The organism is Deinococcus aerophilus (assembly GCF_014647075.1).
GTDB lineage: Bacteria > Deinococcota > Deinococci > Deinococcales > Deinococcaceae > Deinococcus > Deinococcus aerophilus.
The window spans coordinates 56,793-77,722 of the sequence record NZ_BMOM01000001.1 but is presented as its reverse complement, the minus strand read 5'-3'; the positions used below and the strand labels follow the sequence as shown (position 1 = coordinate 77,722).

Genomic DNA, 20,930 nt, shown 5'->3' with positions numbered 1-20,930 from the left:
CGGGCGGGCCGTTACAGCTGCCGCGCGAGGTAGTCGGCCATCAGGCGGTAGCTGCGTACCTTTCCGGCGATGTCGCCCGCGCCGTGGCCCTCGTCCTCAAATTCCACGTACTCGAAGTCGCGCCCCTCCTCGCGTCCGTTCGCCCGCAGCGCGTCCCGGAAGCCGCGGGCCTGATTGACCGGGCAGCGCGGGTCGTTGGTGCCGTGCATCATGAACAGGTGCGCCTTCAGGGCGGCGGCGTGGGTCACGGCGCTGCGGTCGCGCCACAACCCGGCGTTCGCCACCGGATCGCCCATCATGGTGCGGAAGTAGTAGCCCAGCTGCGGCATCACGCGGGAGTTGTCGGCGTACAGCTGTTGCAGGTCGGTGATGCCCACGATGGGCACGCCCACCCGGAACAGTTCGGGACGCTTCACCACTGCCATGTAGCTGAGGTATCCGCCGTAACTGCCGCCGAAGATGCCCAGGCGCGTGCCGTCCACCTCGGGCAGGGTCTTCAGGTACTCGGCCCCCGCCGCCACATCGTCCAGGTCGCGCCCGCCCCAGTCCAGCAGGTTGGCGTCCCGCCACGCCACGCCGTAACCGGTGCTGCCGCGCACATTGGGGCACAACACCAGATAGCCCTGATCGGCCAGAAACTGCGCCTGTGCGTCAAAGCCCCGGAAGAACTGCGCCGTGGGACCGCCGTGGACGTGAATCAGGGCGGGATACTGCTGGTCTCCGCGCAGCTCACGCGGGCGGTACAGGATCGCGGGGACCTCCAGCCCGTCTGAGGTGGGGTAACGCAGGTACTCGCCGGGCACGAAGCTGGCCGGGTCCACCTCACCGAAATCGGCCTCCAGCACCACCTCGCAGGAGTCGTCTGTGAGGTTATACAGCAGCACCTGCGGGCGGGTGGTCGTGGTGACATGGCTGAACAGCAGGTGGCTGCCTCCGTGGGCGAACTCGGTGCCCACCGCCAGGCCGGGCGGCACCTTCAGCGTGCGGGCCTCTGCGGTCTCCGTGTCATACAGCACCGGGGTCAGCGTGCTGTCCACGTTGCGGATGACGCTCAACCACCGTCCGTCCGGAGAGAAATGGCCGGCCGCTTCCTCGGTCTGTCCGTCCGGAGGAGTCAGCCAGCGCACCTCGCCCGTCTCGACGGTGAGCAGTCCCACCCGGCGGTGGCCGTCGGCGTCGCTGCTCGCTGCCACCCGCAGGCCGTCCGGATGCCACTGCCCCACACTGTCCTGGCTGCCCTCTCGCACGCGCAGGACGCGGCGCAGGCCCGAGCCATCGGCGTTCAGCACGTAGCCGTCGGTGTTGCGCAGATCCTCGCTGTCGTTGGTCGTCAGCGTCAGGCAGGTGCCATCGGGACTCCATGCGGCGGCCTGGGTGGCACTGGGCAGAGCGGTGAGCGCTGTCCACCCCGCCTCCCCCGCTGCAGCCCGGTCATAGACATGCACGTTCATCTGCCCGCCGCGCGTGCTGTTCACAAGCAGCCGTCGGCCGTCGGGGTGCGCGGCCACCCCGTAGTCCATGCTCTGCGGATCGTGCTGCAGGGCCTGCACCTCGCCGGACGTCAGGTTCAGGTCAAACAGCGCCTGCCGCTCGTCGCCGTTCTGGTCGCGGCTGAACAGAATGTGCGTGTCGTCCGCCGACCACACGAAGCCCGCCCGCACCGCCTTGGGGGCCTGACCATCGGTGACCTGACGGCGCTCCCGGGTCTTTAGGTCCAGGGTGTACAGCTCGAACCGTCCGGTCCAGTCGGCATAGAAGGCCACCTGGGTGCCGTCGTGAGAGACGTTCAGCGCCGCCACGGTGGGCAGGGCCGCCAGGGCTTCGGGGGAAAGACGTGGGGGCATGGCCGCAGTCTTCCACCTTGTTCCCCGGAATGCGGCGCGGCGCCGGGCGCTAGGCCAATCGGCCTACGCCCGGGCGCAGCCCATGGCTGTATTCCCCGGACCCCCTCCCGGGTGCGCTACCCTCGCCCCTATGACCTCCACCACCGCCGGAGACGCCCGGAGCACCGACACGCAGTGGACCGACCTGAAGGCCCACTGGCAGGAACTGGCCGACCTGGGCGGCATCGGCTCGCTGCTGGGCTGGGACCAGAGCACCTACCTGCCGTCCGGGGCGGCGGCGGGGCGCGCCCGCCAGCAGTCGCTGCTCTCGCGCATGGTCCATGCCCGCGCCACCGACGCGGACTATGGCCGGCTGCTCGATGCTGTGCAGGGCCGCGGGGACCTCTCGCCCGCGCAGACCCGCATGGTTGCGCTGGCACGCAAGAACTTCGAGGAGGCCACCCGTTTTCCCGCCGAGTTCGTGGCCGCGTGGAGCCAGCACGGCGGCGAGAGCTACAGTGCGTGGACCACGGCGCGGCCCGACAATGACTTCACGCGGATGGTGCCGTACCTGGAAAAGTCGCTGGACTTCAGCCGTCAGGCCGCCGCGTACTTTCCCGAATTCGGCGATCCGATGGATTACTTCATCGACCGCTCCGACGAGGGCATGACCGCCGCGCAGGTGGGCGAGGTGTTCAGCAAGCTGCGTGAGGCCCTGGTGCCGCTGGCCGACGCCGTGATCGGGGCCGCCCCGCCCCGCACCGACTTCCTGCACCGCCACTACCCCGCTGCCACGCAGCTCGCTTTTGGCGAGGCGGTGATCCGTGACTACGGTTACGACTTCACGCGGGGCCGCCAGGACCTGACCCACCATCCCTTCATGACCCGGCTGGGCGGCGCGGACGTGCGCATCACCACCCGCGTCAAGGAGAACGACCTGGGCGAGGCGCTGTATTCCACGCTGCACGAGGCCGGACACGCGCTGTACGAGCAGGGGGTATCTGGGGAGTTCCTGGGCACGCCCATCGGCGGGGGGGTCAGCGCCGGGGTTCACGAAAGTCAGTCGCGGCTGTGGGAGAACCTGGTGGGCCGCAGCCGGGCGTTCTGGGCCGCGTATTTCGGCAAGTTCCGGGACGCCTTCCCCGAACAGCTCTCGGATGTCAGCGAGGACGAGATGCACCGCGCGGTGAACACGGTGGCCCGTTCCCTGATCCGCACCGACGCCGATGAGCTGACCTACAACCTGCATGTCATCACCCGCTATGAGCTGGAGCGGGAGCTGCTGGGCGGCACGCTCGCCGTGCGCGACCTGAACGATGCGTGGCACGCCGCCTACGAGCGCAACCTGGGCCTGCGCGCGCCCAATGACGTGAACGGCGCGCTGCAGGACGTCCACTGGTACTTCGGCAGCATCGGCGGGGCCTTCCAAGGCTACACGCTGGGCAACGTCCTGAGCGCGCAGTTCTACGCCGCCGCAGAGAAAGCCAACCCGGGCCTGGAGGACGACATCGCCCGCGCCGACTTCAGCCGCCTGCACGGCTGGCTCCGGAAACACGTGTACGCGCCGGGCGGCCTGTACCAGCCGGCCGAACTCGTGGAGCGCGCCACCGGCCAGCCCATGACGGTCGAGCCGTACCTGAAGTACCTGCGCGAGAAGTACGGCGAGCTGTACGCGCTGAGCTGAGGCACTGCTGAGCTGAAGCATCATAAGGAAGAGGGGGAGGCTTTCTATGGCCTCCCCTCTTCGCTGCGTTGTGTCTGCCCTTCCCTACTTGTCCTCGCTGAGCGCGAAGCCCCGGCTGAACTGCTCCTGCAGCAGCGTAAACACGAGCAGCGGCGGCAGCATGGTGACGATCGCGCCCGCCATCACCGCGCCCCAGTCGGTCTGGCCGCCCACCTCGATCAGCTTGCGCAGGCCGACCTGCACCACCTGTTTGTCGTCCTGCTGCATGATCACCAGCGGCCAGATGTACTGGTCCCAGGCGTACACGAACTGGATGACCGCCAGCGCCCCGATGGTGTTCCAGCTCATCGGGATCAGGATGTGGGTCAGGTACCGCAGCGGCCCGCAGCCGTCGATGCGGGCGGCGTCGGCCAAGCTGGTGGGAATGTTCAGGAAGTGCTGCCGGAACAGAAAGGTGCCGGTCGCACTCGCCAGGAACGGCACGATGATCGCCGTGTAGGTGTTCGCCCACTTCAGGTCCTGGCTCACCAGATCGAACAGGGCGATGATCAGAACCTCGGTGGGCAGCATCAGCGAGAGCAGCACCAGCGTGAAGGCCACGCCCTTGAAGGGAAAGCGGAAATACACGAAGGCCAGCGCGGCCATCAGGGCCAGGATGGTCTTGCCGGTGGTCACGCAGATCGCCACGATGGTGCTGTTGAGCATGTAGCGGCCCAGGTTGGCGTCGAACCATACCTGCCCCAGATTCTTGAAGAAGGCCCCGCCCGGCAGCATGTTGGCGCTGAGCACGGCGCTGGACTCCTGGGTGGCCTTGATCAGCGCGAAGATCAGCGGCGTGCTGATGATGATCACGGCGATCACCAGCGCCAGATGGGTGGTCCAGCTCTGTCCCCGGCGGCCTCCGCCCGGTTTTCCGGCCCGGCTCAGCGGCGCCGTTCCTGTCTTAACCGCCATAGTGCACCCGCCTTTCGCCCACCCGGAACTGCATGAACGTGATAAACGCGACCAGCACGAGCATCAGCGCGGCCTGCGCGGCGGCCACACCGCTCTTGAAGTTCACGAAACCGTCCTGGTACAGCTGATACACCAGAAAGGTCGTGATGCCCGCGTGGTGGTAGTACGGCCCGCCGCGGGTGAGGATGTCGGTCAGCGCGAACGAGTCAAACAGCGCCGAGATGATGTTGGTGAACACCAGGAAAAAGGTGATGGGGGTCAGCAGTGGAAACGCCACCCGCCAGAACACCTGCGCCGGGGTCGCGCCGTCGATCTCGGCGGCCTCCAGCACGTCGCCGGGCAGGTTCTGGATGCTCGCGAGGTAAAAGACGATGTTGTACGCCAGCCCCTTCCAGATGGCCGCCAGCGTCACGAGCCCGAAGGCCAGGATGGGATCGTCCAGCCAGCGCGGCTTGACGCTGAACAGGTCTCCCAGAATCTGATTGACCACGCCGATTTCCGGGTTGAACATGAACAGCCACAGCGTTCCGGCAATCGCGGGGCTCAGGGCATACGGGTAGATGAGCAGCAGACGGTAGTACTTGGAACCGCGGATGGGCCGGCTCGCAAGCCACGCCAACGACAGCGAGAACAGCAGCCCCAGCCCCACGGTCAGGACCATGAAGATCAGGGTCTGCAGGGCCACCTGCCGGTACGCCGGGCTGAGCAGCAGCTCGGTGACGTTCGCCAGGCCCACGAAGCGCTCGGTGCCCAGAATGACGTTGGCCTTGTAGGCCGCCAGCCGCAGCGTCTGCAGCGCGGGCAGGTAGATGAAGACGCCCAGAATGATCAGGCTGGGCAGCAGAAACAGCCACGGCATGGCCGCGCCCCGGAAAACCGCATTCTCCTCGGTGGGGGCGGTGGTCTGTGCGGGTTTGAGCAAGGGAGCAACCTCCTGAGGTCAGCTGTGGGGAAGGTCCAGGGAAACGCCCGGAGCAGGGAAACGGATGGTCCAATCTAGGCTTTTTTGCGGGGCGACCCTGCGCCGCCCCGCCGTGGTCCGGTCCGCCGCGCCCCGGCGACCCAGGAAAGGGCCGCCCATGCCACCAGCAGGCAGGGCGACCACAGGACGCAGAAGCTTACTTGAAGTTGGCGTTGTAGTCGCTGAGGGCAGCGTCGGCGCGGGCCTTGGCTTCCCGCAGGGCGGCGTCCACCGAGGTGCCGCTCAGGACCTTCTGCACACCTTCTTCGATGATCTTGCGGGTCTGGATGGCCGCGCCGTTCAGGCCGCCGGCGGTGGCGGGGCTGGGCACCGTCTTGGTGAGCTGATTGAAGGCGACGAGCTGCAGCGGGGTCTGGGTGAACCAGCCCTGCTTGCGCAGCAGCTCAATGCTGCTCTGGCGCACCGGGTAGTAGCCGGTCAGCTTGTGCCACTCGGCCATGTTCTTGGTGTTGGTCATGTACAGCGCGAAGTCCAGCGCACCCTCGGCCTGCGTCTTGGAGATGTTCTTGGGAATCCACAGGCTGGCCCCGCCGATCACCACGCCGTTGCGCTTGGTCCCCGACACGATGGGCAGCACGCCGATCCCCATCTGGAACCCGGCCTTCTTGGCAGCCTCCCCGTTGTTGCCGATGTCGGCGGTGGAGGTGATGTGGAAGACGACCTTCTGGTTGGTGAAGATCGCGTCGCTGCCGTCCCAGTCCTCAAGCTTGCCGGTGTAGGTGTAGTACTTGTTGTCCTGCAGGGACTTGAAGAATTGGAAGATGTTCTTGGCTGCCTGGCTGTCCAGGTTGGTGCTGGTGGCGCGGGCGGTGCGGCCGTTGTTGTTGTTCAGCAGCGGCGCGCCCTGCTGCGCCATCCACTGCTCGACGAACCAGCCGTTGAGGCTCATGCCAAAGCAGGTCACGCCCAGCTTGGCGGCCTCGATCTTCTTGCACGCGTCCAGCATGCCGCCGAAGGTGGTGGGGGGCTGGTTGGGGTTCAGGCCCGCCTTCTTCATCAGGTCCTTGTTGTAGTACAGCACCGGCGAGGAGGAGTTGAACGGCAGGCTGTTCACCTTGCCGTTGATGGTGTAGTAATTGATCACCGGCTTGATGTAGTCGGAGAAATCCACGTTCTTGATGCCGCTCACCGGCTGGAACACGCCGCTGTCGAGGGCCAGCTGGCTGCCGACCTCAAAGATCTGGACCAGGGCCGGCGGCTTGCCCTGACGCGCCGCCAGGATGGTGGCCTGCAGGCTGTCGTTGTAGCTGCCCTTGTAGCTGGGCACGACCTTGTACTCGGGGTTGGCCTTGTTGAATTCCTCGGCCCGCGCCTGGATCCAGCCGGTGCGCTTGGCGTCTCCAAAGGAATGCCAGAACTCGATGGTGGTCTGGGCGGTGGCCGTGCCCATCAGGGCCAGCGTCAGCATTATTCTTTTCATGGGATTAGAGTAAGCGCTTCTCATCAAGGCGTTGTCAAGCCGTTTTGCTCTCATTTTGGGGGCCGCCGACGGCAATCACAGGGTACAGCCCACCGCTCTCGCCGTCTTGAGGCCCCCTTGAGACACGCCTCAGCGGACCAACAAGCGGCTTACAGTCAGGCATGATTCTTGTGACCGCCGCCACTGGAAATGTGGGCCGCGAGCTGGTGCCCCAGCTGGTACACGCCGGACAGCCGGTGCGGGCCGGGACCCGCCACCCCGAACAGCTCACGCTGGACGGAGCCGAGGCGGTGCGCTTCGACTTCGGAGACGAGGCGAGCGTGCGCGCGGCCCTGCAGGGCGTGCGGGCGGTGTATCTGGTCGTGCCGGAGACGATCGAGATGGAGCAGGTGGGGCGCAGCCTGGACCTGATGCGGGAGGCGGGCGTGCAACAGGTGGTTCTGCAATCGGGCTTTGGAGCCGAGCAGGGCGACAATCCGCTCGGGGAGGCAGAGGACGTCGTGCGGGACAGTGGGCTGTCCTGGACCATCCTGCGGCCCAACTGGTTCATGCAGAACTACAACCAGATGTTCCAGAAGGGCATCCGTGAGCGCCACGAATTTGCCGAACCGGCCGGCGAGCATCCCACCAGCTTCATCGACACGCGCGACATCGCGGCGGCGGCGGTGACGGTCCTGACCCAGCCCGGTCACGACGGCGAGGTCTACCCGTTGACCGGTCCGCAGTCCATTGACCGCCATGCCGTCGCCGCCGCCCTGAGCGAGGCGCTGGGCCACTCCATCACCTACCGCCCGGTCGATGACGACGGCTTCGTGGAATTCATGACCTCCACCGGCGAGAGCGACGAGGAGGAGGCGCGCGCCATCGCCGCCATCTACCCGCCCATCCGGGCCGGGGAAACCGCATCCCTCACGCCGGATGTGCGCCGTCTGACGGGCCGTGAGGGCCATACCATCGGGGACTTCGCGCGGCACTACCGCTCGGACTGGGAACGCTGAGAACGCTTCTGCCCTGAACCGGCCTCAGGACTCCGGGCGGGCCGTTTGCAGCACCTCCGGCAGATCGCCGATCAGGGTGTGAACCCCCAGCGCCGTCAGGCGGATGACCTCGGCGGGGTTGTTCACGGTCCAGGTATTCACCTGCCAGCCCCCGGCCCGGGCCTGGTCCATGAGTGCCGCGTCGATCAGGGTGTGGTGCGGGTGCAGCGCCGCCGCCCTCAGCCACGTCATGGCGGCGGGCACCAGGTCCAACGGTCCCAGGCGGTATGCCCGGTGAATCAGCAGGCCGCGCGCGATGTCCGGGGCGTGGCGGCGGGCAGCGGCGAGCAGCAGCGGATTGAAGCTGCTGACAATCACCTGCCCGCTCAGGCCGTGGCTGCGGATGGCGTCCAGCGTGCGTGCCACACGGTCGTCCGGCCACGCCCGCTCGAACTTGAGTTCCACGTTGACGAACGCGCCGGTCCGCGCGGCCCAGACCAGCGTGGCGTCCAGCGTGGGTATCTCGGCGGGCAGGTCGGCGGCCGTCATCTCCGGCAGCGCGCGGCCGTCGGAAAGGTGCTCGTCGTGGTGAATAACCAGCGTGCCGTCCCGGAGCCGGCGCACGTCCAGCTCCACACCATCCAGTCCGGCGTCCAGAGCGGCCTGAAAGCCTGAAAGCGTATTTTCTCGGTGAAGTCGTGGCGTTCCCCGGTGGCCCAGCAACAGCGGCGTCATGGCCCCCAATCTAACCGCCGCGGAGCAACGGGCACGCGGCCCGCTTGACCCTGCCCCAGGGGCAGGCCCCATGCTGGGACCACCTCCGGAGGCGGAGCCCCCCATGAACAGCCTTTCTCCCTGTACGCCGCCTCACCCCGACGCGCCGCTGACCATCGGTGCCTTTGCCCAGGCCTCTCGCCTGAGTCTGAAAGCCCTGCGGCTGTACGACGACCTGGGCCTGCTGGCGCCCGCACGGGTGGACCCGGACAGCGGCTACCGCTACTACTCGCCCCGGCAGCTGCCCCAGGCCCGCCTGATCGGCCTGTTGCGCCAACTGGGACTGTCCCTGGCCGACATCCGCGCCGTGTTGGACGCCCCTTCCCCCCAGCAGGCCCCCCTGATCCGGACCCACTGGAACGCCGCCGAGGGCGACCATCTCCGGCGCCGCGCCCTGGCCCACTACATCCTCCGCTCCCTGCAAGGAGAACCCGCCATGACCTCGCACTTTCATGTTCAGCAACGTTCTGTTTCCGCCCAGCCGGTCCTGACCTTGACGCGCCATGTGCGGGTGGATGACCTGCCCGGCTTTATAGAACAGCAGCTCCACGAACTGCCGCGCATGGTTGTGGAGGCGGGCGCAGCTGTGGCAGGTGCCCCGTTCGTCGTATACCACGGTCAGGTCAATCCCGACAGCGACGGTCCGGTGGAGGTCTGCGTGCCGTACCGGGGCAACCTGGCTCCCCGCGGGGCATTCGTGCTGCGCGAGGAACCGGCCCATGTAGAGGCCTACGTCACCCTGACCCGGGCACAGTTCGCGTTTCCCGGCATTCTGGACGCCTACGACGCGGCCTGTGCCCACGCTGCGGCACACGGCACGGCCAGTGCGCTCAGCCCCCGCGAGGTCTATCCGCACGACTGGAACACGCTGGAAGGCGGTGACCCGGCGGGCGACGTGGCGTGGCCGTTTGAGCCCTGCTGAGGCGCGTTAGGCTGGCGGCATGAACTACGCCGATACCCTGGGAATGACCGTGCTGCAGGCCACCCCCGAAGTAACCCGCGTCCGCGCCACCGTGACGGACGCGGGCCTGAACATGCACGGCACCGCCCACGGCGGCCTGATCTTCAGCGTGGCCGACGAGGCCTTCGCGGTGATCAGCAATCTGGAGGCGCAGGCCGTGGCCGTGGACACCCACCTGAGCTTTTTCCGGGCTGCCCGCTCCGGAGACGAGCTGATCGCGGTGGCCACCCCCGAGCGCGTGGGCCGCACCCTGGCCACCTACCGCGTGGAGGTGCGGCGCGGCGAGGCGGGCGAGGTGCTGGCCCTGTTCACGGGGACCGTCAGCCGCAGGAGCCGGGAAGTAGGTCAGTCCGGCTCAGGGCCAGGGCGGTAGTACTGTGCAGGGCGACCCTGGGCATCTTTCCAGCTTCTCCAGCCGTTGCGGGACGCTCCGGCAATGTCCATGGCAGAGAGGCTGGCACTCGTATACCGGACATCACGAACATACTCGATCAGCCGCTCATCTCTGACGATGATCTCGCCCTTCTCCAGCATGGCCGCCCTGCGCTTCCTGACCCCCTGGGCATTGCTGCGCTCCTGTGCCAGCACCCGGTTCAGAGCGGTGCTGCCCGCCCTTACGGTCCAGCTGCCGTCTGCGGGGCAGTAGACCGCGCGGGCTTCTGCGCCCTTCAACTCATACACGAAGTCCAGCCGTTTGCCGTTGTCCGCAGGAGTCGGCAGCAGTGACGGCCCAGCCGTTTCCGCCCGGCGCGGCGTCGCGCCGGATCTGGACCCGCCCAGCAGGACGTCCCGCTCAGCTTCCGTCAGTTCATTCATCCTGACCGCAGCGTCCGCCGCCAGCTCAAAGGTGGGAATTCTGAAGCGCGCCATCACTTCTTCCACCACCGCTGTCTTTTCGCGGCGGACGCGTGCCTCGTCCAGTCGCCGCTGCTGGCGATCGGCCACGGTCCTCACAGCCTGTGCAAAACCGTTCCTGCGCCACATCCCAGCGTCGAGCAGGGCGGCCAGATCGTCGGCAAAGGTGTGGCCCTCCTGTCCCAGTTCCAGCTTCAGGACCTCGTGGTCCTCGAAGGTTCCCCCCGGGTTGTGCATCCGGTCCAGAATCACCCAGACCTTGCCGTTGGTCAGCATGGCCCAGCGGGTGCCCTCGCCCGCCGCGTAGGTCACCACCTGTTCGTAGGGCTTGCCCCTCAGATCACCGCTGTTTCCCTTCAGACCCTTGAGTTCCAGCGCGAACTTGCCCGCTCCGGCGCGGATAAGGAAATCCGAGCGGTTGCCACTCCCGTTGGTTTCCTCGGGAACGACCTCGGCCGGGTTCCAGATGTCGAAGCCGGCGGCGTGCAGCACGCGCAGCACGATGGCCTGCCGGACGATGGCCTCGCCGGGATTGGACATGTGCGTCAGCCACTCCTGAACGACACAGACGGCCTCCCGCATTCGGTCTTGCACGCTGGGCATCTGCGGCGAGTGTAGCAGTGGGGTCGTGGCAGGAAGCACATAAAAGGGGGCGGAGGCAGGCCGCTGGCCCCCTCCGCCCCCCCGGGCAGACCCTCAGTACGCGACGGTGTAGTACGCGGTGTCGCTGATCCAGTCTGTCTGGGGCACCGGCTGCGTCACGGGCGAGGGCACCGGGTCCACCACGATGCTCAGCGCCTGCGCCAGACCCTGGCTGCTCCTCGGCTTGACGGTGGCAAAGCTGTCACCGCTGCTGCGGTAGCTGCTGAGTTCCGAAAGGCTCAGCGGGCGGCGGCTGGCAATCACCAGAACGCGGTTGAGGCCGTAGGGACCAGCGACATTGAAAACAAACTTGTCGCCGCTCGCCGGAAAGGCGCGGGTCTGTCCGGCACGCACGTAGTTGCTCGCGCTGATGCGGTTGGGCAGGATCTGGTCGGTGCTGCCGTCCGGGTTCACGTTGAACAGGTACACGTAGGCGTTCTCGTTGACGCTGGTGTACAGCGTGATCTGCTCGCCTATGCGGTAGCCGGGATTGCGGTCACCGCTGGGATCGCGGTCCACCCACACGCGGGCCTGCAGCGTGGTGGGAACGGGGTTGACGATGATGCTCTGGGCACTGATCTTGGGCGCGGCGGCGGCAGGTACGGCCAACCCCAGCAGGGCGGTGGTGGCAGCAAACAGCAGGGCCGATTTTTTAAGGAAGGAAACAGTCATGGGGGAACCTCCGGGGAGAAAGCAGGGTTTATCCGCCGGACCGGGGCATTCCCGGTACGCTGATCACGGCGCAACTCGCTTCTGTATTCACGTTACGCCCCGCCACCTGACGCCCGGTGAAGGCAGGCTGACGCAACGTGAGACAGCCCCCCTTTGCGCCTCATGAACCTCCCAGTCAGCTTGCGGTGGCCCGCAGCCCATCCAAAGACGCGGCGGCCTTCCTGTGGAGGAAAGCTGCCCGATCTGCGTCTGTGTTCGTTTTCTGGCAGGGATACTAGGATTCGAACCTAGACAAACAGATCCAAAATCTGTTGTGCTGCCATTACACCATATCCCTGTACCTTGACTTCTCCCGCTGCCCTGCCCCGGCGCAGCGCGCGAACAGCGCTGTGAAGTATAGCGGGGGCCAGCGCGGGGGGTCAACTGCCGGGTGCCCAGAAACCGGCAGGATACGGCCCTTCCTCCCGGGTCAATAGGCCCGCAAAGTGACTCCCGAATGGCCCCGTCGCGCTCAGGACGGGTCCCCAGGACGGGGCATGCCGCCATCTCAGCCGTTCTACACGGCGGGCACGCCGGTCGGGCGCTCGACCACCCGCAGGCCCGCAAACTTCAGCAGCAGGCGTTTTTGCCCCACGCCGGGAAAATAGACCAGCACCTCCCGCCGCTCGCCCTGATGAAAGCCCTGCAGGAAGACCCCCTCACCGAACTTGGCGTGCTGCAGCCGCAGCGGCTGGGTGGAGCTGACAGCGCGTTGCAGCTCGCGGCTGGGAATGCCCAGCCGGGCGCTGACCTCGGGCAGCGAGAGCCCGTACAGGTCCAGCAGCTCCCGCGCCTGCAGCGGCCACGACGGCGGCAGGTCCGGAGCCGGCTCGGGAAGTGCGGGAGCGTCGGCACCGGCACCCTGGAGGACCGGCTCGGGCACAGTTTCCACCCCCAGCACCGCCTCCAGAAAGGCGCGGGTGGCGTGCTTATCGGTGGGGCGGCGCTCCCCACTCGGCAGGTACGGCGAGAAGCAGCGCGAGACGGCGATGCACTCGTAACAGCCCTCCGGAGTCTTGCAGCACGTCTTGGAACACAGCGCCAGTGCGCGGCGCAGCAGTTCCTCGAGTTGCTCGTAGGCGCGGCGCGACACCCCCAGGCCGCCCAGCCAGTCGTCGTACAGGAAAAAGTAGGCGTCGTGGCCCTCACGGAAGGCCCCGGCCAGATCGCTGTCGTCGCAGGCCACCCGTTCGGGGGTCACCTTCTGCAGCAGGTGCTTGAGGGTGTGCGCCACTGCACCGGGGCGCTCGGTGGCCCGTGGGTCCAGGCCGATTTCCAGCGCGCTGGTGCGAAAGGGCGGCAGCTCGACGGGCTGCTCGTACAGGTGCTCGCTGAGCTTGTGGTCCTGCATGCGGTCCTGGATGCGGCCGCCGCAGCGCGCGCAGGTGCGCTCGGTGGGGCCAGGGTCGCGGTCACAGCCCACGCAGACCCGCTCGAAGACCTGCCGCAGCATCTGGTAGCCGGTGTAGCGGCGGCGGATGCTGACCTCACCGTGCCGGAAGGCCAGCGGCCCGCGCCGCTCCCAGGCGGTCATGGTGCGCGGCGTGACCTCGATGCTGTACAGGCCGCGCGTGAACAGGCTCTCGGCGCTGTACCTCTCGACCAGAATGGCGGTGCCGGCGGGATGTTTTTCCCAGCGCAGCACCTTGTACCCCTGGCCGTCCAGGGTAAACACTGCCCCCTCGTGCTTCTCGGTCAGGGCGTAGTGCTGGCTGGGCGATTCCAGGGGCGTGTCCAGCGCCTTTGGTCCCAGCCGCTCCCATTCGGCGGCCTCCACCACGGCGTACTTCAGGCTGCCCTCGCCGCGCAGGTTCCAGTACTTCTGCGCCTCCAGTCCGGCCGGGTGCGGCCCACTCAGGCCCGCTGCGCGGTATTCCTCGTTCTGGCGGGCGTGGTGCCGGGGCGAGAGGTAGGGATTGGCCGCCTCCACCACCGCGCGCTCAATGGGGCCGGTCAGCAGGTCCAGAAAGTTGCCGGAGTTGCTGTAAAAGGCGTCGGCCGGCTGCGGCACCCCCTGCTCGTTCAGGGCCGGCAGGTACAGCACCAGCCCCGGCGCGATGCGCCCGGCCCGGCCCGCCATCTGCCGGAAGGCCATGCGCGAGCCGGGATAGCCGTCGATGATCACCACCTCCAGGTCCCCGATGTCCACCCCGGCCTCCAGCGCGTTGGTGGCAAACATCACGCCGCTGCCCGCGCGGCGGAACTCGCTCAGGCGGCCCTCGCGGTCGCTGGTGCCTGCCATGTACAGGTGGGCGCGGCCCGCGTACCGCGGCTGGGCACGGTATGTGCCGTACAGCCGCGCGGCGCGCGAGCGCCCCCGGAAGAAGGCGAGCACCTTCAGGTCGTACCTCTGAGAGGCGTCCATCACGGCGTCCCAGAAGCGGCGCGGCTGTCCCCGGTGGTCAGCGAGGTAATAGCGCTTGCCGGGGCGCGCGGCCCCGGATTCGGCCACCTCGGTGGCGTCCACGCCGATCAGCTCGCGGGCAAATTCGGCCGGGTTGCCGATGGTGGCGGTGCTCAGCACCACCTGCGGGTCGGCCCCCAGCGCGCGCGCCAGCTCCAGCAGGCGGCGCAGCATCCCGGCCACCTCGCTGCCAAAACCTCCGCGGTAGGTGTGGGCCTCGTCCAGCACCAGAAAGGAAAGGTTCCTAAGAAAGTCGCGCACGCGCGGGTGGGTCAGCGACCAGTGCAGCTTGTCGGGCGTGGCCGTCACCATGCGCACGCCGGCGCCGAACACCTCGGCGGCCTGCGCCGCCCCCTGAAACGCTCCGATGTCCCACGCAAAGCCGCCGCGCTCACGAAAGGCCCGCAGCTTGTCGCGCTGGTCCTGGCCCAGGGCGACGAGTGGATACACGAACAGCGCGGTGGCACCGGGATCGCGTTCCAGCCGGTCGAACACCGCGGGAAAGAAGGCCCCGGTCTTGCCGCTGGCCGTCGGCGTGGTCACGATGACGTGCTGCCCGCCGCGCATCAGCCGGTAGGTCTCGGCCTGATGCGCATATACCTGATCGAACCCGAATCCCCGCGCCACCGCCGGCGACCAGCCCAGCTCGTGGGCGGCCAGCGTGCGGGCAGGCGCGGCGGCCTCCTCGTACAGCCGGGTGGCCCCGCCGCCCAGGGTATCGCGCAGAAATCCCTCCAGGCGGGCGAAGGAGGGGGCGGTGGGCGGCATCACGGTCCAGTGTAGGCGGGGCCGGCCACCGCCGCAGAGAACCGCGTCACGGTCGTGCGCCTTCTTCCGGGCGGCGCCTCAGCCATGCCTCACCCGCGCATTAAAAAGTGCTCGATGATCGCGTGATGGTCCTCGAAGAACAGCTCGGGGCGCGCGAGGACCTCGCCCAGCGGCATCCACAGCGCCTCGCCGTCGTCTCCGCCGCCCTGCAGCCGGGGCAGTTGGCCGATGCCCAGGTCGAAATGAAAGGCGTGCGTCACGGTGCGTCCGCGCAGGCTGCGCTCCGGGTAATCGAAGACCGCCTGACCGCGCAGCGCGCCCGCAAGTGGGGTGCCGGTGCGCAGGCCCGTCTCGGCGTGCACCCGCCCGGCGGCGCAGGCGAGCAGCGTTTCCTCCTGGCCCAGAAACCCGCCGGGCATGGCGAGGCGGCCCCGGCCGGGCATGCCGGCCCGGCGCACCAGCAGCACGTGGCCGCTGCGGGTGACCACCGCGTCGGCAGTGACGAACACCGGCGCGAACGGAGCGTCGGCCCAGGCGCGGCGGTAGTCGCGCAGGTACACGTACTCGTCACGCAGTTCGCCGTACTCGGGGGTGGCGCGAAAGGCATCCAGAAAGGCATGAACGGCGGACGGCACCATCCCAGCAACCTCTTCTAGGCGCTCCTCGAAGTACGCGCGGCGCACCGCCGTGGCGCTCAGCGGGCTCACCACATGGGTGGGAATGAATTCCCAGGCCGGAAACGAGCGCAGGTAGTAGCTGCTCTCATCCTTGATATGGCCGATCAGGGCCACGTCGCTGCTGCCGCGCGTGTGGGCGTGCACGCCGCGCTGCACCTCGGACAGCCACAGGCCCTCGTTGTAGAAGTAGTCGCGTACCTCCACGAACAGCACCCGGCTGCGTGCCACCCCCGCCCCCCGCAACATGGCGACGATGATCTCCTGACGTTCCTCGGCGGTGAAGGGGTTCTTGGTGTTGCGCGCCGCCCGCGCCGAGCCGATCACCACGATCAGCTTCTGAACGCTGTGCAGGGCCTCGAGCATCACCTGCAGGTGCGCGGCGTGCGGCGGCTCGAACCGCCCGATGTACACCCCGAAGGTGCGTTTTCGCCGGGCCGGGGACGGGCGGGTGCGCGGGGGCACCGGTGCAGGGTCACGGGGAGCGGTCATGTTCCTCATCATGAAGCGGCGCGTGCATGAAGAGGGTGAATGGGCCGGCGGCGCATATGCGGACCAGCGCCGCAACAAAAAGCGTACTGTGACGTTATGAACAAAAAGATGCGGTCGGTCAGCGCTGCGCTGCTTGCCCTTTCTGGCGTTTCCCTGTCCGGCGCGGCCGTGGCGGGCGGAGCGGGAGCGCCCCTCACCGGCACGGCGGCCCAGGTGCAGTCGGCCACGCCGGCGGCCATCGCCGCCGCGCTGCGCGAGGCCGGCTACACGGTCACCATGAACCCCAGCGTCCCCGACAGTGATCCCAGCATGGCCGTGGTGGCCGGCAACCGCGAGCTGGACGTGTGGCTCAGCGGCTGTGAGGCGGGCATCTGCGCCCGCGTGACCGCGAGCACCTCCTGGGATTACAGCGGCAGCCTGGACGCCCTGGACCCGCAGTTCACCAACGACTGGAACAGCAACTACTACACCCAGGCGTACATCTACGAGGGTGCCTACTACCTGGATTCCACCATGCCGGTGCGCGGCGGATACACCCGGGCGGCGTTGAAGGCCTGGATGACCGACTACCTCAGCGACGTCCGCGACTTCGAGGGCGAGCTGCCCTGAGTCCCGGTGCGGGGCGTGTCCCCAGGACAGCTCCGGCTCGTGGCTCCAGCGTTGCGCCATCCGTGACGCCCCAATAAGACAGCAGACCCTTAAGAAACCCGGACGGGCGCGGCGCATCCGGCCCGGAAGACGGCGGGGCATAGTGGGCCCATGTCAACTGCCAGATCACAGGTCGAGCGGGCCGGGCGCCGGGTCGCGCCGGGGCTGGAGGCCCTGGCCCGGTTCGGGTATGCGAGCAAGGGCGTGGTGTACGGCACGGTGGGCTTCCTGGCCCTGAGTCTGGTGCTGGGCAGCGGGGGCACCACCACCGACACCAAGGGCGCACTGCTGCGCCTGCAGGACCTTCCGGCCGGCAGCGCCCTGCTGTGGGTGCTGGTGGTGGGACTGGTGGGCTACGCGCTGTGGCAGCTGCTGCGGGCCATCATGGACCCGGAACATCAGGGCACCGAGGCCAAGGGGCTGGTCAAGCGCGCCGGGTATCTGGTGAGCGGGGCCGCGTACCTGACCCTGGCGGTGTTCAGCGCCCGCGTGGCGGTCCAGGGCAGCGCCCCGCGCGACCCGAACAGCGAAAGTCAGACCGCCTCACAGGTGCTGCAGCTGCCCGGCGGACAGGTGCTGCTGGGCCTGGCCGGCGTGGCGCTGCTCGCGGTGGCGGCCAATCAGCTGTACAGCGCGTACGGAGCAAAATTCATGAAGCGCATGGCCTTTACCGACGTGGGAGCGCGGTACCGGGGCACCCTCAAACGCATCGGGCAGGTGGGGGTCGCGGCGCGCGGCCTGCTGCTGACCATCGTGGGCATCTTTCTGCTGGTGGCTGCGTGGCGTGGCCGCGCGAGCATCGTGGTCGGCACCTCCGAGGCGATGGCCTGGCTGCGCGACCAGCCGGCCGGACAGCTGCTGCTGGGCGCCGTGGCGCTGGGAACGCTGTGTTACGGCGTGTGGTGCGTGACCCAGGCGCTGTACCGCCGTATCAAGGTGACCGACTGAGGCCTGCGGCGCAGAGCGCAAGACAACCCGCGCCGCGCCGCAGCCGCCATGAAAGAATGCCGCCATGACCGGGACGGACGGCAGCAGATCGGGTTCGCGGCAGGTGGCCCTGATCGCGCACGACAAGAAGAAGTTGGAACTGGCCATGTTCGCCCTGAGCCACCGCGAGGTGCTGGGGCGCTTTCATCTGGTGGCAACCGGCACGACCGGCGGCATTCTGCACAAACAGACGGGACTGCAGGTCGAGCGGGTGCTGTCGGGCCCGCTGGGCGGCGACCAGCAGATCGGCGCGCGGCTCGCCGAGGAGCGGGTGCTCGCGGTCTTTTTCTTCCGCGACCCGTTGACCGCACAGCCGCACGAGCCGGACGTCAGTGCCCTGGTGCGGCTGTGCGATGTTCACGACATCCCGCTGGCGACCAACCCGGCCAGCGCACAGGCTCTGATGCTGTGGCTGCGCGAGCAGGTAGACGGCTAGGAGGGGAGCGGGCGGTCCGGGCCGCCCCTCAGCGGGCCACCACCGCCACGTACACCTCGCCGGCCCCCGCCGCGTGCAGGGCCTCCTGGCAGGCCAGCAGGGTGTGTCCGGTCGTCAGCACATCGTCGAGGAGCAGCAGCGGTCCGGTGGGCAGGACACCGGGCCTAACCGCAAAGGCCCCGCGCAGGTCGTCGCGCTCGGCCGCACTTCGGCGGGCCTGCTGCCGGGTCGCGCGGGTGCGCTCCAGGGCGTTCAGGCAGGGCACACCCAGTTCCCGAGCCACCGCCCGCCCGAGCAATTCGGCCTGATTGAAGCCGCGCTCGCGCTGCCGGGACGGATGCAGCGGCACCGGCACCACCGCCCGCACACCCCACTCCCCCGGCACGCCCCGGCCCAGCGCCGTGCCCAGCACGCCGGCCAGATCACGCGCGTCCCCGAACTTCAGGGCGCGGACGACGCGGCGGTTGACGCCACGGTAGCGGCCCAGCGTGACCAGATGAGGCCCGGGACGGGGGCGCAGCGGGCTGTGGCTTTCAACCGTGGCGTGCAGGTCGGCCCGGCACCCACGGCACAGGCCCACCTCGGCGCCCAGCTGCGCGGCACATCCCGGACATGCCCGGGGCAGCAGCGCCCGCCACAGCCCGTTCCACAGTCCGCCCGGACCCGGCGTCATGTTGCGGTCACGCTCACACGGCGCCGGTTCCCACCAGTTCATCCAGAAACAGGGGCGGCACGGTGTCCTCGATGCGCTGCCACGCGCGGGACAGACCGTCGGGGTCGAGCATGGGGGCGGCGAGCGTCAGGCAGGCGAGGTGGTGCGCGCAGACCCGCTGCACGCCGCCCTCGCCCAGGCGCTGGCGCTCGGTGTGGGTGAGCAGCGCGGCGAAGGCGTCCGGGTGGCCCAGCGCCGGGTGACTGCCCTCGCGGATGGCGGCACGCAGAAAGGCCGCCACCTCGGCCGGATTCAGCCAGAACCCGAACATCAGCACGTCCGAGAGCGCGTCCAGCCGGCGCATGCGTCCGGAATCCAGTCCCTTCTTCACCAGGCTGCGGGCCAGATCCTGGCGCTCGATACGGGTGGCGGCGTACTCGGCGAGGCTGAGCTGCGCCCCGGCAGGCGCGACCCGCCCGCCCACGGCGGCGCGCAGACGGTAGGCAAGCACGTAGCCCTGGTATTCACGCAGCATCTCGGAGACGGGCGCAGCACTCATGGCCCGAGTGTAGCGGGGAGCGGGCCGGGCCCGGCGTGAAGTTCATGCCTTTTGCACGCCTTATTGCACGAAGGGAAGGCCAAGGCCCGCAGCAGTGACCGCCGCTGCCGGGCCGGGACAAAAGGACGGTCTGTTTCCCGCTACGATGGACTCAGCTCAACAACCCAGCGTTTCCCCGTCCCCGTGGTCCCGCCTGGGTGACCCCGCTTCCGTCTTGTCCTCACCCCTTCCCCCAAGGATGTGAATTCACCATGCACCCGCTCCGGCGCGCCCACCCCTTCGAGTTCCGCACGGCCCACGGCACCGACCTGGAAATCACGGTTGATGTCTGGGTCAACCAGGACAGCACCCACGCCGTGCTGGTGCTGCGCGGCTGCCCGCTGGCCGACGCCGGACACGCCCTGAATACCCTGAGCCACACCGTTCTGCCCTACCTGCTGCGTCCCGAGGTCCAGTTGCAGGTGCTGGCGCTGCACCCCCACCGGAACGGCGCCAAGGCCCGCGCGCTGGTGCTGCCGCTCAGCGCCTGACCTGCCCCCGCGCCTCCATTCTCCGCTACTCCAGCACGTAGCGGACGGCCGGCTCGAAGGCCACCTGCCCCGCCTCGGCCCGCTTCAGCACCCGGTTGGTGCGCCACGGCATCCACTCGGTCTGGCCGGTGGCGCTGCGCAGAAAGCCGCGCAGGCCCACCTCGACGTAGCGGGCGTCCTTGCCCAGCAGCGCCGAGAGGCCCGCGCGCACCGCTTCCGGGTCATGCAGCGGACCGGTCAGGCGGGCCGAGGGAATGGGCGGGGCCTCGGCCGGCACCGGCACCGCCTCGCCAGCCGGCCGGGTGGGCGCGGGATGGGGTCGGTACAGTTCCACCCGGAAACCGTCCAGCACAAGCAGCGCCGCCAGGGCCTGGGCCTCGGGCAGCGGGTGCGTGAAGGTGACGTGCAGGTCCAGCTCGTGGCCGCGCACCCCCTTGTCGCCCGGGGTCGGTGGACTGCTCACGCAGCACTCTGCTCAAGCAGCTTGCGGTGGGCGCGGATGTGGGCAACGACCATCCGCAGCCAGTCCAGGGCGTCGAGCTCGCCCAGAAACTGATGCCAGAAGGTGCGGCCCGGCGTGGGCTCCACGCGGGCGGCCATCTCCTCCAGGCGGGTCCGGTGTTCAGCCCAGGTGGTGTCCAGGGCTTCGAAGGGCAGGCCGTCCTCGCCCGGCAGCGTCATCGGTGGAGCCTGGCGCTTGCCGTCTTTCAGCTCACCGGGAATCTGGGGCATGGGCCGCAGCGGTTTGTCCGACAGCAGCAGCCGCAGCAGGGGCACGATGCTGTCGTCGATCTTCATGACGTGTTCGGCCTCCTGGGCGGGCGACCACTCGCGTCCGGGCTGCGCGGTGGACCAGTCGTGGGCGCGGCCGCGCAGGTGGGCTTCCAGGCGGTCGAGTTCGGTGCTCAGGCGCACGCGAACTTCCCCGGGCGTTTCCCCCACGAAGCGCAGCGAGGAGGCGTCCAGCAAAGGTTGTGTCATGCGCTCAGTTTACAGG

21 protein-coding genes and 1 tRNA gene are annotated in these 20,930 nt (G+C 68.5%); 8 read left to right on the top strand and 14 right to left on the bottom strand.

Annotated elements, in window-relative coordinates:
- Window positions 1–11: 11 nt before the first annotated feature.
- Window positions 12–1,844, bottom strand: coding sequence for a S9 family peptidase (locus IEY21_RS00400; protein WP_188900191.1), 1,833 nt, complete (start codon window positions 1,842–1,844; stop codon window positions 12–14).
- A 130-nt stretch (window positions 1,845–1,974) separates the two neighbouring features.
- Here IEY21_RS00400 and IEY21_RS00395 point away from each other — a divergent pair, with 130 nt between their 5' ends.
- Window positions 1,975–3,507, top strand: a complete 1,533-nt coding sequence (locus IEY21_RS00395; RefSeq protein WP_188900189.1) for a carboxypeptidase M32 — start codon at window positions 1,975–1,977, stop codon at window positions 3,505–3,507.
- 84 nt (window positions 3,508–3,591) lie between these two features.
- Here IEY21_RS00395 and IEY21_RS00390 read toward each other — a convergent pair whose 3' ends face one another.
- From IEY21_RS00390 to IEY21_RS00380, 3 genes are all read right to left on the bottom strand, one after another.
- Window positions 3,592–4,461: a carbohydrate ABC transporter permease gene (locus IEY21_RS00390; protein ID WP_188900187.1), complete on the bottom strand. Its 870-nt coding sequence runs from the start codon at window positions 4,459–4,461 to the stop codon at window positions 3,592–3,594.
- Window positions 4,451–5,383, bottom strand: coding sequence for a carbohydrate ABC transporter permease (locus tag IEY21_RS00385; protein WP_229752718.1), 933 nt, complete (start codon window positions 5,381–5,383; stop codon window positions 4,451–4,453). Before IEY21_RS00385 ends, IEY21_RS00390 begins: the two co-directional genes overlap by 11 nt.
- A 196-nt stretch (window positions 5,384–5,579) precedes the next feature.
- Complete coding sequence (locus IEY21_RS00380) at window positions 5,580–6,863, bottom strand: ABC transporter substrate-binding protein (RefSeq protein WP_188900185.1); 1,284 nt, start codon at window positions 6,861–6,863, stop codon at window positions 5,580–5,582.
- A gap of 161 nt (window positions 6,864–7,024) precedes the next feature.
- Here IEY21_RS00380 and IEY21_RS00375 point away from each other — a divergent pair, with 161 nt between their 5' ends.
- A complete protein-coding gene (locus tag IEY21_RS00375; RefSeq protein ID WP_188900183.1) occupies window positions 7,025–7,861 on the top strand; it encodes an SDR family oxidoreductase in 837 nt (278 codons plus the stop codon).
- Window positions 7,862–7,885: 24 nt separating this feature from the next.
- Here IEY21_RS00375 and IEY21_RS00370 read toward each other — a convergent pair whose 3' ends face one another.
- Window positions 7,886–8,575, bottom strand: coding sequence for a glycerophosphodiester phosphodiesterase (locus IEY21_RS00370; protein ID WP_188900181.1), 690 nt, complete (start codon window positions 8,573–8,575; stop codon window positions 7,886–7,888).
- Between the two features lie 103 nt (window positions 8,576–8,678).
- Between IEY21_RS00370 and IEY21_RS00365 the strand changes: the two genes are divergently transcribed.
- The gene (locus IEY21_RS00365; protein WP_188900179.1) at window positions 8,679–9,536 is read left to right on the top strand and encodes a MerR family transcriptional regulator; all 858 of its coding nucleotides are present in this window, start codon (window positions 8,679–8,681) and stop codon (window positions 9,534–9,536) included.
- Between the two features lie 19 nt (window positions 9,537–9,555).
- A complete protein-coding gene (gene paaI, locus IEY21_RS00360; RefSeq protein WP_188900178.1) occupies window positions 9,556–9,948 on the top strand; it encodes a hydroxyphenylacetyl-CoA thioesterase PaaI in 393 nt (130 codons plus the stop codon).
- Here the strand turns inward: paaI and IEY21_RS00355 are convergent.
- From IEY21_RS00355 to IEY21_RS00335, 5 genes are all read right to left on the bottom strand, one after another.
- On the bottom strand, window positions 9,921–11,033 hold the full coding sequence (locus IEY21_RS00355; protein WP_188900176.1) for a DUF4357 domain-containing protein: 1,113 nt from the start codon (window positions 11,031–11,033) through the stop codon (window positions 9,921–9,923). The genes paaI and IEY21_RS00355 overlap by 28 nt on opposite strands.
- 93 nt (window positions 11,034–11,126) lie before the next feature.
- A complete protein-coding gene (locus IEY21_RS00350; protein ID WP_188900174.1) occupies window positions 11,127–11,744 on the bottom strand; it encodes a DUF4384 domain-containing protein in 618 nt (205 codons plus the stop codon).
- Window positions 11,745–12,007: 263 nt separating this feature from the next.
- Window positions 12,008–12,081 (bottom strand) — tRNA-Gln (locus tag IEY21_RS00345).
- 219 nt (window positions 12,082–12,300) lie between these two features.
- Complete coding sequence (locus IEY21_RS00340) at window positions 12,301–14,955, bottom strand: DEAD/DEAH box helicase (RefSeq protein WP_188900172.1); 2,655 nt, start codon at window positions 14,953–14,955, stop codon at window positions 12,301–12,303.
- An 89-nt stretch (window positions 14,956–15,044) separates the two neighbouring features.
- On the bottom strand, window positions 15,045–16,121 hold the full coding sequence (locus IEY21_RS00335) for a bifunctional nicotinamide-nucleotide adenylyltransferase/Nudix hydroxylase (protein ID WP_188900170.1): 1,077 nt from the start codon (window positions 16,119–16,121) through the stop codon (window positions 15,045–15,047).
- Between the two features lie 96 nt (window positions 16,122–16,217).
- Here IEY21_RS00335 and IEY21_RS00330 point away from each other — a divergent pair, with 96 nt between their 5' ends.
- From IEY21_RS00330 to IEY21_RS00320, 3 genes are all read left to right on the top strand, one after another.
- Window positions 16,218–16,730, top strand: a complete 513-nt coding sequence (locus IEY21_RS00330) for a type III secretion system chaperone family protein (RefSeq protein WP_188900168.1) — start codon at window positions 16,218–16,220, stop codon at window positions 16,728–16,730.
- A gap of 150 nt (window positions 16,731–16,880) precedes the next feature.
- Complete coding sequence (locus IEY21_RS00325) at window positions 16,881–17,717, top strand: DUF1206 domain-containing protein (protein WP_188900166.1); 837 nt, start codon at window positions 16,881–16,883, stop codon at window positions 17,715–17,717.
- Window positions 17,718–17,781: 64 nt separating this feature from the next.
- On the top strand, window positions 17,782–18,192 hold the full coding sequence (locus IEY21_RS00320) for a methylglyoxal synthase (RefSeq protein WP_188900164.1): 411 nt from the start codon (window positions 17,782–17,784) through the stop codon (window positions 18,190–18,192).
- A gap of 28 nt (window positions 18,193–18,220) precedes the next feature.
- Here IEY21_RS00320 and IEY21_RS00315 read toward each other — a convergent pair whose 3' ends face one another.
- The gene (locus tag IEY21_RS00315) at window positions 18,221–18,865 is read right to left on the bottom strand and encodes a ComF family protein (RefSeq protein ID WP_188900162.1); all 645 of its coding nucleotides are present in this window, start codon (window positions 18,863–18,865) and stop codon (window positions 18,221–18,223) included.
- 13 nt (window positions 18,866–18,878) lie between these two features.
- Window positions 18,879–19,403, bottom strand: coding sequence for a hypothetical protein (locus IEY21_RS00310; RefSeq protein ID WP_188900160.1), 525 nt, complete (start codon window positions 19,401–19,403; stop codon window positions 18,879–18,881).
- A 251-nt stretch (window positions 19,404–19,654) separates the two neighbouring features.
- On the opposite strand from IEY21_RS00310, the gene IEY21_RS00305 reads away from it, so the two are divergent.
- A complete protein-coding gene (locus tag IEY21_RS00305) occupies window positions 19,655–19,933 on the top strand; it encodes a hypothetical protein (protein WP_188900158.1) in 279 nt (92 codons plus the stop codon).
- 25 nt (window positions 19,934–19,958) lie between these two features.
- Here the strand turns inward: IEY21_RS00305 and IEY21_RS00300 are convergent, their stop codons facing one another.
- Both IEY21_RS00300 and IEY21_RS00295 read right to left on the bottom strand, forming a co-directional pair.
- Window positions 19,959–20,396: a hypothetical protein gene (locus IEY21_RS00300; protein WP_188900156.1), complete on the bottom strand. Its 438-nt coding sequence runs from the start codon at window positions 20,394–20,396 to the stop codon at window positions 19,959–19,961.
- On the bottom strand, window positions 20,393–20,914 hold the full coding sequence (locus IEY21_RS00295; protein ID WP_188900154.1) for a DinB family protein: 522 nt from the start codon (window positions 20,912–20,914) through the stop codon (window positions 20,393–20,395). Before IEY21_RS00295 ends, IEY21_RS00300 begins: the two co-directional genes overlap by 4 nt.
- Between the last annotated feature and the right edge of the window lie 16 nt (window positions 20,915–20,930).